The sequence below is a fragment of the Caballeronia sp. LjRoot34 genome (assembly GCF_964253815.1).
Taxonomy (GTDB): Bacteria; Pseudomonadota; Gammaproteobacteria; order Burkholderiales; family Burkholderiaceae; genus Caballeronia.
The window spans coordinates 1,163,048-1,177,526 of the sequence record NZ_CAXUSB020000002.1 but is presented as its reverse complement, the minus strand read 5'-3'; the positions used below and the strand labels follow the sequence as shown (position 1 = coordinate 1,177,526).

14 protein-coding genes are annotated in these 14,479 nt (G+C 55.1%); 8 read left to right on the top strand and 6 right to left on the bottom strand.

Annotation, left to right across the window (positions count from 1 at the left end):
• The first annotated feature begins 494 nt into the window (after positions 1-494).
• The 4 genes from ACSQ36_RS24850 (at position 495) to ACSQ36_RS24835 (ending at position 2,799) form a co-directional block, all read left to right on the top strand.
• Complete coding sequence (locus ACSQ36_RS24850; protein ID WP_436183983.1) at positions 495-932, top strand: cupin domain-containing protein; 438 nt, start codon at positions 495-497, stop codon at positions 930-932.
• Positions 933-998: 66 nt separating this feature from the next.
• Positions 999-1,355: a nuclear transport factor 2 family protein gene (locus tag ACSQ36_RS24845; RefSeq protein ID WP_436183982.1), complete on the top strand. Its 357-nt coding sequence runs from the start codon at positions 999-1,001 to the stop codon at positions 1,353-1,355.
• Between the two features lie 192 nt (positions 1,356-1,547).
• Positions 1,548-2,345, top strand: a complete 798-nt coding sequence (locus tag ACSQ36_RS24840) for an SDR family NAD(P)-dependent oxidoreductase (protein ID WP_436183981.1) — start codon at positions 1,548-1,550, stop codon at positions 2,343-2,345.
• A gap of 58 nt (positions 2,346-2,403) precedes the next feature.
• The gene (locus ACSQ36_RS24835) at positions 2,404-2,799 is read left to right on the top strand and encodes a VOC family protein (protein WP_436183980.1); all 396 of its coding nucleotides are present in this window, start codon (positions 2,404-2,406) and stop codon (positions 2,797-2,799) included.
• 71 nt (positions 2,800-2,870) lie between these two features.
• Here ACSQ36_RS24835 and ACSQ36_RS24830 read toward each other — a convergent pair whose 3' ends face one another.
• Together ACSQ36_RS24830 and ACSQ36_RS24825 are read right to left on the bottom strand one after the other, a co-directional pair.
• Positions 2,871-3,845: a helix-turn-helix domain-containing protein gene (locus ACSQ36_RS24830; RefSeq protein WP_436183979.1), complete on the bottom strand. Its 975-nt coding sequence runs from the start codon at positions 3,843-3,845 to the stop codon at positions 2,871-2,873.
• A 683-nt stretch (positions 3,846-4,528) separates the two neighbouring features.
• Complete coding sequence (locus ACSQ36_RS24825) at positions 4,529-4,966, bottom strand: PRC-barrel domain-containing protein (protein ID WP_436183978.1); 438 nt, start codon at positions 4,964-4,966, stop codon at positions 4,529-4,531.
• Positions 4,967-5,402: 436 nt separating this feature from the next.
• Between ACSQ36_RS24825 and ACSQ36_RS24820 the strand changes: the two genes are divergently transcribed.
• From ACSQ36_RS24820 to ACSQ36_RS24810, 3 genes are read left to right on the top strand one after another with little or no spacing between them, the layout of a single operon-like run.
• Positions 5,403-5,906 (top strand): cation:proton antiporter domain-containing protein, encoded by a 504-nt coding sequence (locus tag ACSQ36_RS24820; RefSeq protein WP_436183977.1) that lies wholly within the window; start codon positions 5,403-5,405, stop codon positions 5,904-5,906.
• Positions 5,906-6,214 carry a hypothetical protein gene (locus ACSQ36_RS24815; protein ID WP_436183976.1) on the top strand — a complete coding sequence of 103 codons (309 nt, stop codon included), beginning with the start codon at positions 5,906-5,908 and terminating at the stop codon, positions 6,212-6,214. The genes ACSQ36_RS24820 and ACSQ36_RS24815 overlap by 1 nt, the downstream gene beginning before the upstream one ends.
• Positions 6,201-7,154, top strand: coding sequence for an IS5 family transposase (locus ACSQ36_RS24810; protein ID WP_436183975.1), 954 nt, complete (start codon positions 6,201-6,203; stop codon positions 7,152-7,154). Before ACSQ36_RS24815 ends, ACSQ36_RS24810 begins: the two co-directional genes overlap by 14 nt.
• 152 nt (positions 7,155-7,306) lie before the next feature.
• Here the strand turns inward: ACSQ36_RS24810 and ACSQ36_RS24805 are convergent, their stop codons facing one another.
• The gene (locus ACSQ36_RS24805; protein WP_436183974.1) at positions 7,307-7,435 is read right to left on the bottom strand and encodes a hypothetical protein; all 129 of its coding nucleotides are present in this window, start codon (positions 7,433-7,435) and stop codon (positions 7,307-7,309) included.
• A 326-nt stretch (positions 7,436-7,761) separates the two neighbouring features.
• Positions 7,762-11,238, bottom strand: coding sequence for a hypothetical protein (locus ACSQ36_RS24800; protein ID WP_436183973.1), 3,477 nt, complete (start codon positions 11,236-11,238; stop codon positions 7,762-7,764).
• Positions 11,239-11,877: 639 nt separating this feature from the next.
• On the opposite strand from ACSQ36_RS24800, the gene ACSQ36_RS24795 reads away from it, so the two are divergent.
• A complete protein-coding gene (locus ACSQ36_RS24795; RefSeq protein ID WP_436183972.1) occupies positions 11,878-12,723 on the top strand; it encodes a 2OG-Fe dioxygenase family protein in 846 nt (281 codons plus the stop codon).
• A gap of 400 nt (positions 12,724-13,123) precedes the next feature.
• Here the strand turns inward: ACSQ36_RS24795 and ACSQ36_RS24790 are convergent, their stop codons facing one another.
• Positions 13,124-13,765, bottom strand: coding sequence for an HD domain-containing protein (locus ACSQ36_RS24790; RefSeq protein ID WP_436183971.1), 642 nt, complete (start codon positions 13,763-13,765; stop codon positions 13,124-13,126).
• 227 nt (positions 13,766-13,992) lie between these two features.
• Complete coding sequence (locus tag ACSQ36_RS24785; RefSeq protein WP_436183970.1) at positions 13,993-14,415, bottom strand: hypothetical protein; 423 nt, start codon at positions 14,413-14,415, stop codon at positions 13,993-13,995.
• Positions 14,416-14,479 lie beyond the last annotated feature (64 nt).

The following is a 14,479-nucleotide window of genomic DNA, read 5'->3' as shown; positions in this document are numbered from 1 at the left end:
TCGTCAGGAAAAAGTAACGATTCAAGCGTCGTCTAGCCTCCTGCGTCTCCATATGCAACGGCGATGCTGCCGTATCGCTGCACCTCTCGCAGCGACAGGCATTGCGGTGGCGGCATCCGAGATTTCGAGGCTCGCTTTGTAACACGCCGGGCAGCGATGCACGCCATAGCCCAACGTGGGAACAGCCCTCCGATTAAACCCGCATGAAAATTCAATGCCGAAATTCCTAGGCCGAATTGGATTGCATGCCTCAAGATACGCCCCTCATTTTTCCGTGAAAGGATGACGCTGTGGTCTGAAACGTGCCTCACAGCAGACTTTCGCGATGGGTATCCCGTCCGCTCTTTGGCTGCTGTGACAGCAAAGCACTCGTGCACTGATGGTCAATTCGAACTGCGCCGGAGTGCAATCGTGAATGAATGGACTGTCCTATCGTTGAATCACCCCACCACCCAGCCGCTCGGCACACCCGTTTGGCTACTCAGGAGACGACCATGGAACTCAAGTCCAAAATTCGTGAAGAAGCTGTCCAGATCAATGACATACCGTGGAAGGCATTTCCGGATGCGCTCTCGCAAGGCGGAGTCCGCTGGAAGATGCTGCATGCGTCACCCGAAATGGGTGCATGGACTGCGATGTTCGAGTGTCCCGCCGGATCCTCATTCAGCCCGCATTTTCACGTCGGACCGGGCGAGTACCTTCTCACCAAGGGACGCATGGACATTCGCGGTGGTCAGGATCACGGCGGTGAGTCCGTCTTCGCGCCGGCCTACGGCTACGAGTCGGCAAACGCCCGGCATGACAAGACGTCCTTCCCGGTCGATAGCGAGTTCTATATGACCTTCCTCGGCCCGCTGTCCTTTATCAAGGAAGATGGCACCCCGATCGTAGTCGTTACGTGGGATGAAGCACAACGCGCATACGCTGGATAGATTAGCAACTTCTCTGGGCAGTGCCACTGCGTTGCCCTCCTCTCACTTCGGAAACGGAAGGATGTCATGACAGATAACGTGGAAAGCACCGAAGATGTTACCAAGCAAATCTTCGAACATCACCTCGGCGCATTCGCTCATGGCGTGGACGAGATTCTCAAGGACTACGATGACGGGTCTACTATCCTCACCCCCGGTCAGACTTATCGCGGACTCGCCGAAATTCGTGACTTTTTCCAGGCATTCATCGACAGCGCTGATCCGGCGTTCTGGCCGGCATTCAAGATCAATAGCCAGTCGATCTCTGGCCAGATCGCCTATATGGCATGGGAAGCAAAGCCTTGGGTGACGTTAGCAACCGATACCCTTTTCGTTGAAGACGGGAAGATTGCTGTCCAAACCTACACGGCATTTTCTTCATAAGCTAACTGCCCGTATCGCATGTCCGGCAGCTGACCAAACGTAGGATAGCTACCTGTTTGGCAGAACTCGACACGAAGACGAATCGTGTTGAGACGCCAACCAATTAACCAATTGAGTGAAGGGACCCTTGCGCCCCGCTGAAACATTCCAGAGAGACGTTCGGTAGCATTCCTACATATCGGGAGAATGGAGATGAACAGACTACAAGGAAAAATTGCTATCGTGACTGGCGCCAGCTCCGGATTCGGCCGGTCGATTGCCCTTTCGTATGCCTCGGAAGGAGCCAGCGTCATTGTGAGCGACATTCACGAGACGCCAAATCAGGGCGGCTTCGAAGGAAATGCGAAGCTGACAACCACGGCGGCCATCAAGGAAGCACGTGGCAACGCCCACTACGTTGCGTGTGATGTAACGCAACAGGATCAGGTAGCCAATCTCGTACATGAAGCGGTACGCGCTTTCGGCAGGCTGGACGTAATGGTAAACAACGCGGGTATCTATCGCGCCGGCAAGCTCGCCCATGAGTTTTCGGTCGAGGACCTGGACGCGTGCTTTAACGTTAACGTCAAGGGAACCTGGTTTGGTTGCCAGGAGGCAATCAAGGTGTTTCTGCGGCAGGTATCCGGGGGAAACATCGTTAACATAGTGTCGACCGCAGGACTTCAGGGACATCCTAAGCAGTCGGTGTACAACGTCTCAAAAGGTGCCGCAGCCAATCTTACGCGTTGCCTGGCAATCGAGTATGGCCGCAATAAAGTTCGCGTCAACGGAATCTGCCCGACGTATGCGAAGACTTCGTTGACTCGTGCATTATTCGACGACAAGGATTTCGACAAGGCATTCACCGACGCAATACCGTTAGGTAGGTGGGGCGAGGTACAAGATATCGCAAACCTTGCTGTCTTCCTGGCCTCTGACGAATCGAGCTACATTCACGGTGATCTGATCCGTATCGACGGGGGAGAAACTCTCTGTCGATTCTCGGTGTGACTCCCTTCGGCGGCAGGCGTCGTGCCTGCCAGAAACGTTCTTATCCCAAGGACATAAATTGGCCAAAATCATTCACGCGATGGTACGGGTACGTGACCTTGAACGCTCACTGAAGTTCTACAACGACTCCCTCGGGCTATCGATAAGTCACCGGTTGGATTTCCCTGAATTCTCGCTGGTCTATCTCCGCAATACAGAGAATGACTTTGAAATCGAGTTGACCTGGAACCGGGGACGCGAAGTCGCATACACACATGGGGACGGGTATGGACACGTCGCGGCCGCAGTATCTGACCTTGAGGGTGAACACGCGCGGATGACAGGAGTCGGACTCAAGCCAGCACCAATCAAAGAATTCAGGCGCGGTGAAAAACTGCTCGCACGCTTTTTCCTCCTTGAGGATCCCGATGGTTACAAGATCGAAATGCTAGAACGTTCCGGACACTACGTCTAGTCTGCGTAACACCCAGGGTTGATTTCGCTCTCGGGCGACTCAGACTGGCGACGCCGAGACACGAACGTAAGTTACACCGTATGCGTGGAACTGCCCGATGCCCCTCTCCGAAGCTCTCCTGGCGCGCAACCATACTTCTCCTTGAACGCGCGGCAGAAGTGACTGGTTGAATTGAATCCCCAACGAAATGCAATTTCGGCGATCTGCTGCCGACTGTACGCGGGGTCAAGCAGCGCCTGCTTGCAAAGAAGCAGTCGTCGGTCGAGGATCCATCCAGAAACAGTCGCGTCACCGCGCTGAAACAGCATGTGCAGGTATCGCAAGGAAATGCGATTCGCCTCTGCGATTCGGGCAGGAGTCAGATTATCTTCGTGAAGATGCTGCAAGATGTAGTCTTGCACCCGACGCAGCATGGTTGCACTGGCATCGAATAGAGACGAAGGCTGCTGGCCGCTCAGAGCAATGCCGAGAAGTTCCAAGGTTGAGCGACTAACCGAACCCTGCACGGACGTATCAAGTCGTGAAATTTCGTTAGATAGCGCGAGCAGGTGAACCGCGAGCAGCGACCCGGCACCGATCCGACTTTCAATCTTGCCCCCAGTCGGTGGCTGCTTTCTATCCGCAAGTCGTTCCCGCATTACGGACCACGGAATCATGAGCGTAACCTTGTGCAGTCTTTCCAAAACCTCGAACTGCGCCACTTGGTCCGTCGTCCAGACGACGAGATCTCCCGACGTAACTTCTACGCCCGAGCCACCAATCGTGAAGCGCTCGCGGCCTCCGGTCGTAAGTTGGACACCGATATACATTTCGTCATCGTGTCGGACGTGATTACGCATGCGCTGACCGATACACGGATCACAAACGGTTTCGACAATTTCGGTACCTGCGAAATCGTGCTGCTTCACACGCGCGTAGAAGGTCGCAGGGAGGCGACGAGGCACTTGCCATTCCCGGTAGCTGCTACTGAGAACGGATTGCCAAGCGTCGGTACGGTCGCTAACGGGTACGTCGGTAATCGACCACTCGGTTGTCTGGTTTCGCATGTCGTGTCTCCAGTCCGGCCATGCGTCAGGGACATTTTTTAATTGAAGCTGCGCACGTGACTTTTCAATTTACCGGAACCAGCTTTTCCCCGCCATCAGGAGCTTCCCGGTGGCCCCAGCCTTCGCTAATTAGGGTCAAACATGCGGGTGGAAACCCAAGATCTCCATTGGCTCGCCAGGGCCTTACCGACGTCGCCACGAGCGATCAAACTTGGTACAACGGGGGATCGAAACCACAGGCTGCGGAATCAAAACATCTCGAGATTCTGCAATGCAACATCAGCGATGCCTTGCGGTCGCGCCTCACCTTATACCAAATCATCGGGTCTCCGCATCAGCCGGTCTCATCGGGCGCAGTACCAAGGGGTGGGAGGGGAAAAAAGAAGCAAATGACGATTGGCTTCGGAGCTGTCTGACCACACAGAGCGTGCGATGGACTGACAGGTGTTGCTGAGGAGTCCGCGCCGCACCGGGCGTCGGATTTTTCTCTCGAAGTGATACAGATGCTTGTGATATGCCAGGGAGCTCATGAGACACGTCCCTCTCTTGCCCCGCCATGTGGCGGAAGAATGTATCAGGATTCCGTCGCACGAGCGGTGCTGCGCCACTGAGTCACATCGGTCGACGAGCCATCGAAACCAATAAGGGGGACAGACGATCACGTTCCGGATAGCGGTCTGTCCTCAGTGATGCTCGTAATCCGCACGGGCCATGGGTACAGCGCGTACCTTCGCGTACTCGAATTTCGGGATCGCCTTTACGGCATCGCGAGTTGCCCCTGCCCAAACGAGTTTCCCGCCCGCATAATCGAGTTGATTAATTGGAACTGCTACGTCGTGCTCGGAAACACCGATGAACTGATGTGCGGCAATGATTGCGTACGAAATGGCGTCATCGGGTGCAACGATGATGTCGTGAAGGACGCCCACCCTTTCGCCATGGTCGTTGAAAATTGGTTTTCCAAGCAGGCTCTTGTTCACACTCCAGCCGTTCACGATGATTTGAACCTGTGTAGCCGACGTTCCAATTGTCTGTGCCCCGGCTACCTGCGCCATAGATTGTTGGCTGATCGTGCCAACGGCAGCAAAGGCCGCGTAGGCAAGTATTAGTTTTGTCTTCAATTTCATTCTCCAATGGTTGATGAGGGCATAGCCCCGCCACATATGCAATCTAGATCACGGCTTCGCCTGCAGGTCAAAGCGAACGACGGGGACTGTTGTCGAGTCGCGGTTTTCTATTCGCCAACCTCAATCAGCCGCGATTCTGTCCCTTTGCGTATGTCCTGTCTGTCCTAATCGCACGGTCTGGTTTCGTCATCGAACGCCATAGAGGATAAGCTCGTGACGCTATAGGAAGATTTCCGAGCTTTTTCGATATTCACTGTGGCTATAAACCGATACACTCGACCGTCAAGCGGCGGTTTATCGGTAGCGGGTTGGCAATCAATTCGCGGTGCTGCCCCGCCATCCAAGCGGCTGTCGACACTTTCGCAGAAGCGAAAAAGTAGAGCTCAACCGCTTCCGGAATAGGAACCCGATCTTCGTTCTGACCATCTGAATGCAGATAGACCTAATACTTCTTGGTGCAGCCGTCTTCACCGTCATAGCGGTAGTTCAGGTTATAAGCGTTCGCCTGCTTGTTTCGCAAACCATGCTCATTGCTTTGGTCGGCATATGTTTCGGTGCGGCCTGTCTCCTAGCGACTGCAGTCCTTCCAGATGATGCGCTGACGTTCGTCTCCCCGATCCTCGCGTGGCGGATGTCGGCCGCCAACTACCTTGCGATTTTTCTGCCCACGCTGCTTTTTCAGGCTGCCTTGAGCGCAAACGTAAGGGATATGGCCGCCGACTGGGTGCCAATACTTTTGCTGGCGGTATTCGCGGTGTTCGTCGCCACAGCGATGATCGGAATGGTCGCCTCCGGAATCACAGGACATCCGCTAACCGATGGACTGCTGCTAGGGGCGATCGTGGCAACGACCGACCCGTCTGCGGTCATCGCGGTGTTCCGAAGTGTCGGAGCTCCCGCTCGCCTAACAACAAGAGTCAGCGCGCCATCGTAATGGCGGAATTACGCAAGCATTTCCGTCCTGAATTCCTGAACCGGATTGACGAAATAATCATTTTTGATGCGCTCGATAGGGAGCAGATTAAATCCATAGTAAAACTGCAGCTCGAAAATGTGAAGCAGGCAGCTCATGGCCAGGATATCGACCTCGCATTTGACGAGAGCCTCGTCCACCATCTCGCGTCTGAGGGCTATCAGCCAGAATTCGGCGCTCGAGAGCTAAGGAAGGTCTGCATAAATCATGCACGATTGAGTTGCCAAATAAACGAACGGCTGCGACGATTGCGGAATGAGACAAGCTAATCTGGGATTGGATTTGACGACCAAACGAACGCGTAAGCGAGAGTTCCTCGACGAGATGAACCGAGTGGTTCCATGGGGCGAGCTGGTGTCGCTGGTATTGCCGCATGCACCCGAAGGTAAGCGAGGCAGACCGCCGTTTCCAGTAGAGACGATGCTGCGCATCCACTTCATGCAGCAGTGGTTCACCTTGAGTGATCCTGCTATGGAAGAAGCGTTGCATGACGTGCCGCTGTTTCGGGAGTTTGCTGCACTGGATAACTGGAACATGCGTCTGCCTGACGAGAGCACGATCTTGCGATTCAGGCATCTGCTTGAGAAGCACGAGCTTGCCGTCCAGATGCTTGCAGCGGTCAATGCGGTGCTTAGCAGCAAGGGCCTGTTGCTCAAAGCAGGTACGGTCGTTGACGCGACGCTGATCGCCGCGCCCAGCTCGACCAAGAACGCGAGCGGTGAGCGCGATCCTGAGATGAGCTCGACGAAGAAAGGCAATCAGTGGTACTTCGGGATGAAGGCGCATATTGGCGTGGACGCCGAATCCGGGCTGGTGCACACAGTTGAAGGAACGGCCGCGAACGTACATGACATTGTCAAAGCGGACGCGTTGCTGCACGGCGAGGAAACTGTTGTGTACGGCGATTCGGGCTATCGTGGGATACAAAAACGTACCAGCGCAAAGGCGGTGGAATGGATGGTCGCGATGTGCCCGGGCAAGCGCGCGGCGCTGGACAAAGACGACGCGCTTGATCGCATCGTCAACAAAATTGAATACCTTAAAGCAAGCGTGCGCGCCAAGGTAGAACATCCGTTTCGGGTGATCAAACTGCAGTTTGGCTTCGCGAAAGCACGCTACCGTGGTCTGAAGAAAAACACTGCACAACTCACAACGCTGTTCGCGCTGTCCAATTTTTGGATGGCGCGTCGAAAGCTGTTGAAAATGTGAGCGGTAGACGCCGCGATAGCGGCGATCCACAAACATCCAGCTCGATTTCTGGTCCGTAGTCATTCGGTTCCCAACGCTAAAACGACTTTCGAGACTCACCAATTTCGAATGTGGCGAACAGTCAGGCTGAAAATGAGTTGTTCAGACCTTCCCTAAAGCGTCAGATTCGACAATTGCTCGAAATCAAGTTTGCCGAGCAAATGCTTGGTGGAAAGATCAAAGAAGGGGATCGAGTGCTTTGTCGATACCACGAGGACAAGCGCAAGGTAGTGCTGTCGCATGTCCCCGACCAAGTTGCTGCTGTAGAGTCCAAGACCAGACCCGGTTGGATGAGGCTCTCGACGAATCGTTCCCTGCGAGCGACCCTCCGGCTGTCACCCCGAGCAAGTAACACCACGAAACGATGCAATCGCGTTGCAGTGGCAAGGCGATCGGCAGCGATCGCTTGCTTCTCTATACAGAGCTAGGAAAAGCGTTCAAGCCGTCTTCTGCCGGTCGCCCCGTCATTGATACCAAAGCTCCCGGGCGCCCATCCGAATAGAAGAGCGCCACTCAAGAACAATCTGGACGGCAGCGCCGACTGTCGTCGATTATGACTTAAGCAGCGTCACTTCGATCGCCAGGCCGCGCTCTCAAGCATCGCTCGGTCACGGCTCGCCCCCAGCGTTTGTACTTGAACCAGGTGTGCCCAAAATGCCGACCGACTTGCTTGACCGTGCGTTGTCAGCCATTTCAACGCGTGCAGCGTAACTTCCGCATGCCTTGCTGCTCGTTGCACATCATTGTCTATGGTTGCCCCGCCGGATGTAGTCGACTCCCCGCTCTGCAATGCAAGCTTGACGGTCGCTCGGTGATATTTGACAACTTCAAGCAGGAAGCGCCGGGTCGGCGAGAGCGGGAAGCATAGCCGGCTTAGAATCTCTTCGGCACGGTCCAGGTGAAACCTCGCGATTGCAAGACTCTCGCGCGGTGACTTCCCAAATGTGTCGACACCCATCCTGACGCCGTGAACCGCAAGGGTGCGCGCGAAACTTGCTTCGAGAATACTCATGTAGGCGCACTCCTGTTCGAAACGGAAGTATCGCTGCGCGTACAGATGCGCCCCTTGTCGGGCGAGTTGCCAAAAGCTGTTTGCAGCCACCTGCCATCGAAGCTGGAATCGTGAATCGATCTCGTGGAAACTCGATGCCGCGTCGCCACACAGCACGGCAAGCTTGAGGGCGACCCGCACAAAATATCGGGTAGGCCGAGCCGACAGATCGTTGGCGAACGGAGACCGTGAGTACCAGATTGCCCGAAGCTTATCGGCAAGCAGGTAGAGCCGGATTACCGACGTGAACTGCGGGTACTGTTGCGTCCGATGCGCAGGACCCTCAAGACGGTCCGCCATCAGGGCCTTTGTCTCCGCGTAGCGCAGGAGAACCGAGATACAACTACCATGTTCTCCGCGCTCGGGTTCGGCGTCGAACTGCGCCGCGATGTCAGCTACTTTCGACATCATTGTCTCGACATCGACTGGGTAGCTGGGGTATTTGAGTCCATCATTTTGATGATGATCGTCGAGATAGTACTCACTGAATCCAAGCTCCTCCAGTCGCCCCCGCAAGATCGAATCAGCCTTGGCCGCTGCATCGCTGTGCTCCAACAGGTCAAGCTCAATACCCGCAGCGGTTGATAGATTGCCTTTAAGCTGCTGGACCCGCAACCCGCTGGCCTGATGAGCTACCCGTTTCACCTGTTCCAACAACCGGAGGGACAACTGATTGAAGCCGCTGTCAATCGCGGAGCGGGCAAACGTAACAAGATGGTCTATCTCAAACGACAGCCTCTGATTTGGCGTAAGCGGACCTTTGACGTCGGTCTGGCACACGTACGGTGTAACGAACGGAAAGTTCTCGAAGAAAGACTGCATTGTCGGAGCCGAACTTCCTTTCTCGCGCCCCTCTGCGATCGATACCGTTTGCCACTGAGATTCTTTTGCAACATGTTCGCGCATCCTCGATGGGTTGTTCGCTGTTGCGATCAGGCAGAGCCGCAGTCGATGCCGACTAAACGCCCGGCCCAACAACCAGCCCTCGCCGCCCTCCAGGCACCGCCGCAAGAGCACCGCCGTGAGGTAAAGGTAGCGTTCCGCATCAGATGAACGAGGAATGCTTGACGGCAGCAATGCGACATACTTCTCGTCCATCTCCGGACCCTGACCGTATGGGCGGCTTTGAAACCCATGCCAGAGTGCCTGTATCAGTCTGCGATGTGACGCAATGTTGTTCTGTTCGGCCTGGTCAAATACCTTTAAGGAGTTGACCCACTGCCCGACAGACTCTTCAGCAAGGACGTCGTGAATCAGGAACCAGAGATCAAGATTTGACCCCACAAGATCTGCGACTATAAGCTCTTTCAACTCTGCGCGGCCAATATCCAGAGAGACGATCTCGCTCTTTTCGCTGTCCGTCTCGCCTGGGGATGCCTTAGCGCTCACCACTGTCTGTTTCGGCAAGCCGGGATAGTCGAGCCGCGCACCGATGGAGTCTATCTCCAGTGTTTCGTCCTCTCCAAGGACAAATAGCATTGGAAACTGGGCGATGAGTTGATTGAAAAAATCGTCACTGAAACCCTCCGCTTTGAGGGAGCTCAATGCCGGCGCTGACGAACAACCCAACAGACACCGTCGAGCGGTTTCGAACCGCACACCTCCGGGACACACCGCGATAAGCCGCAAGACCATCGTGGTCGCCTCGGGTAACGTCTCACGAAGCCGGCGGAACAATGCGACCCTCCCTTCAACCGAAGGCGTCTCAATGGCTGCTGTGACCAGCTCATCTTCGGACAGGTCAGCTGGTCCAATCGTGTCGGTGCAAAGCAACGCATCAATCAGGGCAGACTCAGTCTCGGGGCACAACCGACCCTTCGTCACCAACGCAACTTCCTCCGGATACCTGTATCCGTTTGTTCGATAAACTTCGGCAGCATCGCCGCCGTCCATCGTTGGAAGCCTTTCATGAAAGCGCGTCATCGCTTCGAACTTGTCCCATATTCCATCTGTAAGTACGAGGACCGATGTACGGACTACTTCGCGGCTGGGATCGCCGCCAGCATTGTCAGATGCCTGGATGCAGGGCATGATGAGATTCTGAATCAGTTCGGCGACGGGGTTGTCATCGATGATGCTTATCATTTCCTCCAACACCCCACCGTCTGCATCGACACCATCGAGGACGACGACCGTCCTTCGCGTTCCCAGCATCCGACGTATATTGGCGAGCTTTTCGTAGATTTCATTGCGGGAAACGATGGGCGATGCGCCTTCCACATCGCCGTTCTCCAACCACGTCGATATAACTGAAACATAGTATCCAAGTGACTTGTGGCGCGCGCCGCTTTCCAGACGGCTCGCGTTGATGTACAGCATCGGCGGTGACTCGGCGACATCCGCTTCCCACCTTTCCCTTAGGTTGGTCGCCAGAGCGGTAAGGCTGTTGGGAGCGCCTCTTGATTCCACGACAAGTAACGGCCGCACCAGACTTCTGGCATCCCTTGAGCGAAGGTCGCTCACGAGTTTGTCAACGACAGTTTTTCGCTCCGTCGTCTGGAAGAACTGTGTCGCCTTGAGCAACTGGAAATTTGTGGAAGGTATCTTTATGCCCGTGACTAGCCACGAAAAATACTGGCGGGGAGCATCAGCACTCGAGAAAAATGGCTCCTCCATGAAGGCAACTCGGGTTATCTGCGGACACCCTTTCCTGAATTTGGCATTCAGTCTGTTGATCAGGTTGTCCAGGAAAGGTGGACTAATGTGCGCATCAACTGTTTGATGCACTTTCATGTCCAACCGGATATATACAGCGAGGCTCTCCTCTTGAAGCCACTTCGCTTCAAATCTTTTGACGTTTTCCGTGTCACTCTTGGCCTGCTGCTCCGCACATGCCAGTACGCCGAGCATCCACCTGATGTACGGTCCAATACCTGATGCTGGAGACCATAGCGTCCCGGCGTCTTTCATCACATTTTGATTGCGCAATTCCGACGTCAGGTTCCCGGCGATTTCTTCTCTTGCCTGACGGTCGCTTTGCGCAAGGTAGTGCATGATTCTGTCGATGTGCGAGTATCGGCCACTCCCGTCAACTGGGAGTTCCCGGCTTCCCGGTCTCAGGAACCTTGCGCCATGCCACGCAAGCCGTCGCGAAACCTCAATCCACAAGTCGCATAGTCGCTTTATCTGCTCGGGCTCCCTTCCCTTGCCGCGCTTCCTGACCGTAACGTTGATTGCGTGAAGATTGTCGAGATTCACGGTTTACCTTGCTGGACGAAAGCTGCAGTTGGAAAAGAAATCATTCACCGCCGACCTCAATCAACGCCGATTGCCCTCGCCAAACAATCGGTGATAACGTATCTTCCCAAGCTGCCTGTGAGCGCACGGGCGACGGCGCGCCTCAAAGACCTTTGTTTACCCAAGAGCAGGCACCAACTCGATCAGGATTTTGTATGACGAATTACGAGGCTTCGGTGCAAGGCAAATGCACACTCTACGCTCGCCAGCGTCAGCCTCGGATCGTCCAACTCGAGCGGCAACGTGAGCGGCTTGCTGCGAGCGTCCTCACTGTGAAGCACAAGTGCACATCTGCGCGCAAGACATCCCTCTATAGTTCAATCAAGGCCGGGAGAACTCACGGTGAGTCTCGAGCAACGGTGCTACGGCCGAATGAATTGCTTCAAGGAGGGCAACATGAAGCTGCAACAACATCAGACCAAACGGTCACAAAATCACATCTCTTCCCATTTGCTTCGAGGTCTGCTTCAGACGCAAGGCTTCGTGATTTTCAGGGCATCGGAACTCGGCTACCGCCAAGAACCGACGCCGGCTCAACGAGAGTTGATTGAACTGGCGAAGTCTCTTGGCGCCGATCCCTATGCGAAAAACTGCAGTCGATACCGATGCCTACATCGCGGCGTATTCATCCCGTCGAAAGGCGCGCTGATATTCACACCATCGTCTGTCGATGAGGTGACGGGTGAGAAATTCAACAGCTATCTTCAGGGCGAAGAAAACCAGGAACACGCGAATCTGGAACGACGATTCTCACCGATGCCAGTCAAAATGCAGCGCAACACGGCGTTGCGCGATCTTGTAAAACGTGACTTCCGGGTCACTCCGTTCTCTGACGGGGAAGACGACGCGTATGCGGTTACGTTCCACGTAATCAGGCACGTGGTGGCGCAGGGTGAGAAAGCCGCGTCTTCCCCGGATCTGATCCATACCGATGACGTCTTGCTTAGCTTCGTGCACGTGCTCGAGCGTACCAACGTAGTCGGGGGCGTGAACTGTATTGCCAGGATTCGTCACGAAGGGAAAGCGTGGAATACGGTGCCTATCGAAGATGTTCTTGCACAAACCACTGTGACCGAGCCCTTCGACGGATACGCATTCATCGATGACGCCGTAGGTCACTATGTCTCCCCAATTGAAGTAGCTGCTGGACACGTAGAGGGCGCACGGACGGTCTTGATTGTAGATTTCGCGCCGCTGCGACCCGCACGAACTTTAGAACTTCCGCCCTTGAAAGCGGCCTGAATTCGGAACGGCTGCGGTGTAGACACACCGCAGCCGTTCTGACGCACGAATGCCGTGTGCAACCGGGCTGATCCGTCTTTGCGCAATAGCAAGCCGTTGGATATCTCGCGTCCGGATAGCTCCGCTCTGCCGACCCTCTTGGACCAGCATATTCCGGCTGTGGACTGGCCAACTTCTTCCACAAACCGGGAATGCGGTTTTAGTGGTCGAGAATTCCACCCACGGACTTGGTCCCGATGAACCGCCGGTCCCTTGTACACCCGCCCCAGCTAGTCGTCGGTCGGTAAGCTTGGAAAACGCGGCGGCATCATGCGAAAAAGGTAACGCACGCGGCCCGTTGTGCAACGCCGATCGCACCTGACTACTCCTGGCCAGAAATTCAGCTCCGATGACGCAGGCACTATCCGCGCCAAGCGGAATTGCGGATGATCGAGCAGAAGTTCGCGGGATGAAAGTGAGGGTCCTTATCAGCAATCACGTCTGCCTTGACATTCCCGAAAGTAGTGTCCGGCTTATGCTTGATGCCGTCATAGAACGCCTGGATGATGTCTTCCTTGAAATGCTCTGTCCGGGGATGCGCCTGCGTAACAGCGTCACGTTCGGCGGCTGGGTACTCTGGGTAGGTCAGCCCGAGAACGTCCATCTCGACGCCAGCGGTAACGAGGGCAATTACGGGGTGCATGTGCTGCGGAACTCCCGGAGTGGTATGCAGCGCGATCGATGTCCACACCACGTCCAAGTCATGCTGACCGATTCCTCGCTGCTTCAGGAAGTCGCGCGCAGCGTTCGCACCGTCGACTTCGAATCGCTCATTTGGGCTACTATGCGATGGCGTCAGTCCGACGTCATGAAACATCGTTCCTGCATACAGCAGCTCGCGGTCGAATTTCAGGCCACGATGCTGGCCAGCCAGCGCTCCAAAATAATAAACTCGGCTCGAGTGGTTGAAAAGTAACGAGCTCTCGGTGTCCCGGATGTACTCAGTGATTTCCCGCGCAAGCTTGCTGTCCGGGATAGAAACACCGCTGATGTTCAACGCCATGATTTTCTCCGAACTGAAGATCAAGAACATTCTGGCTAATGCCGCCGTTGCTTCAATAGACTTGCGACCTCTACTTCTGCCACGAAGCGCGTGTTGTGGACGCAGGAGATCGGGAATCGTGCAAAGTTACCCGTCGGCCTCGCGTCTTTTCAAACATCCCCTCTACTTTGCCAAGGTCGGAACCTTTTCGCTTTCTCAAAAGCACGCATGCTTTCACCGCGCGAGTGCTATCGCCGCCGCGCTCCGTGTGGTGCAAGATCAACAACACCTAAGCCAACTAGCGCAATTGCGGCTGCTGCCAGCGGGATATATGAAAACTCCTGTCCACGGGTAATAACCAATCCGCCGACCCAGGCACCCAAGGCGTTCCCAGCGTTGAACGCACCAATGTTGTTGGTTGCTATAAGGTTCGGCGCGTGCTGGCCCACGTTGACAACGTTAATTTGCGAGGCTGGTAGAGAGGCGAAAGACACGATCGCCCAAAGGAAAAGAATGACCTCTGCCGCAACGATATGTCCTCCAAAGTTGGTGAGCAGAAAGCACAACACCGCCATTCCGACCAGTGAACCCGCCAGGGACGCTCGAACATTGCTATCCGCGCTTCTTCCACCCGCAACGTTTCCGAGAGTGAGGCCCACACCGATAATCACCAGAGTAACCGACCCAATGTGGCGTCACTCCCGTGACTTTTGTGAGAAATGGCGCAATGTAGGT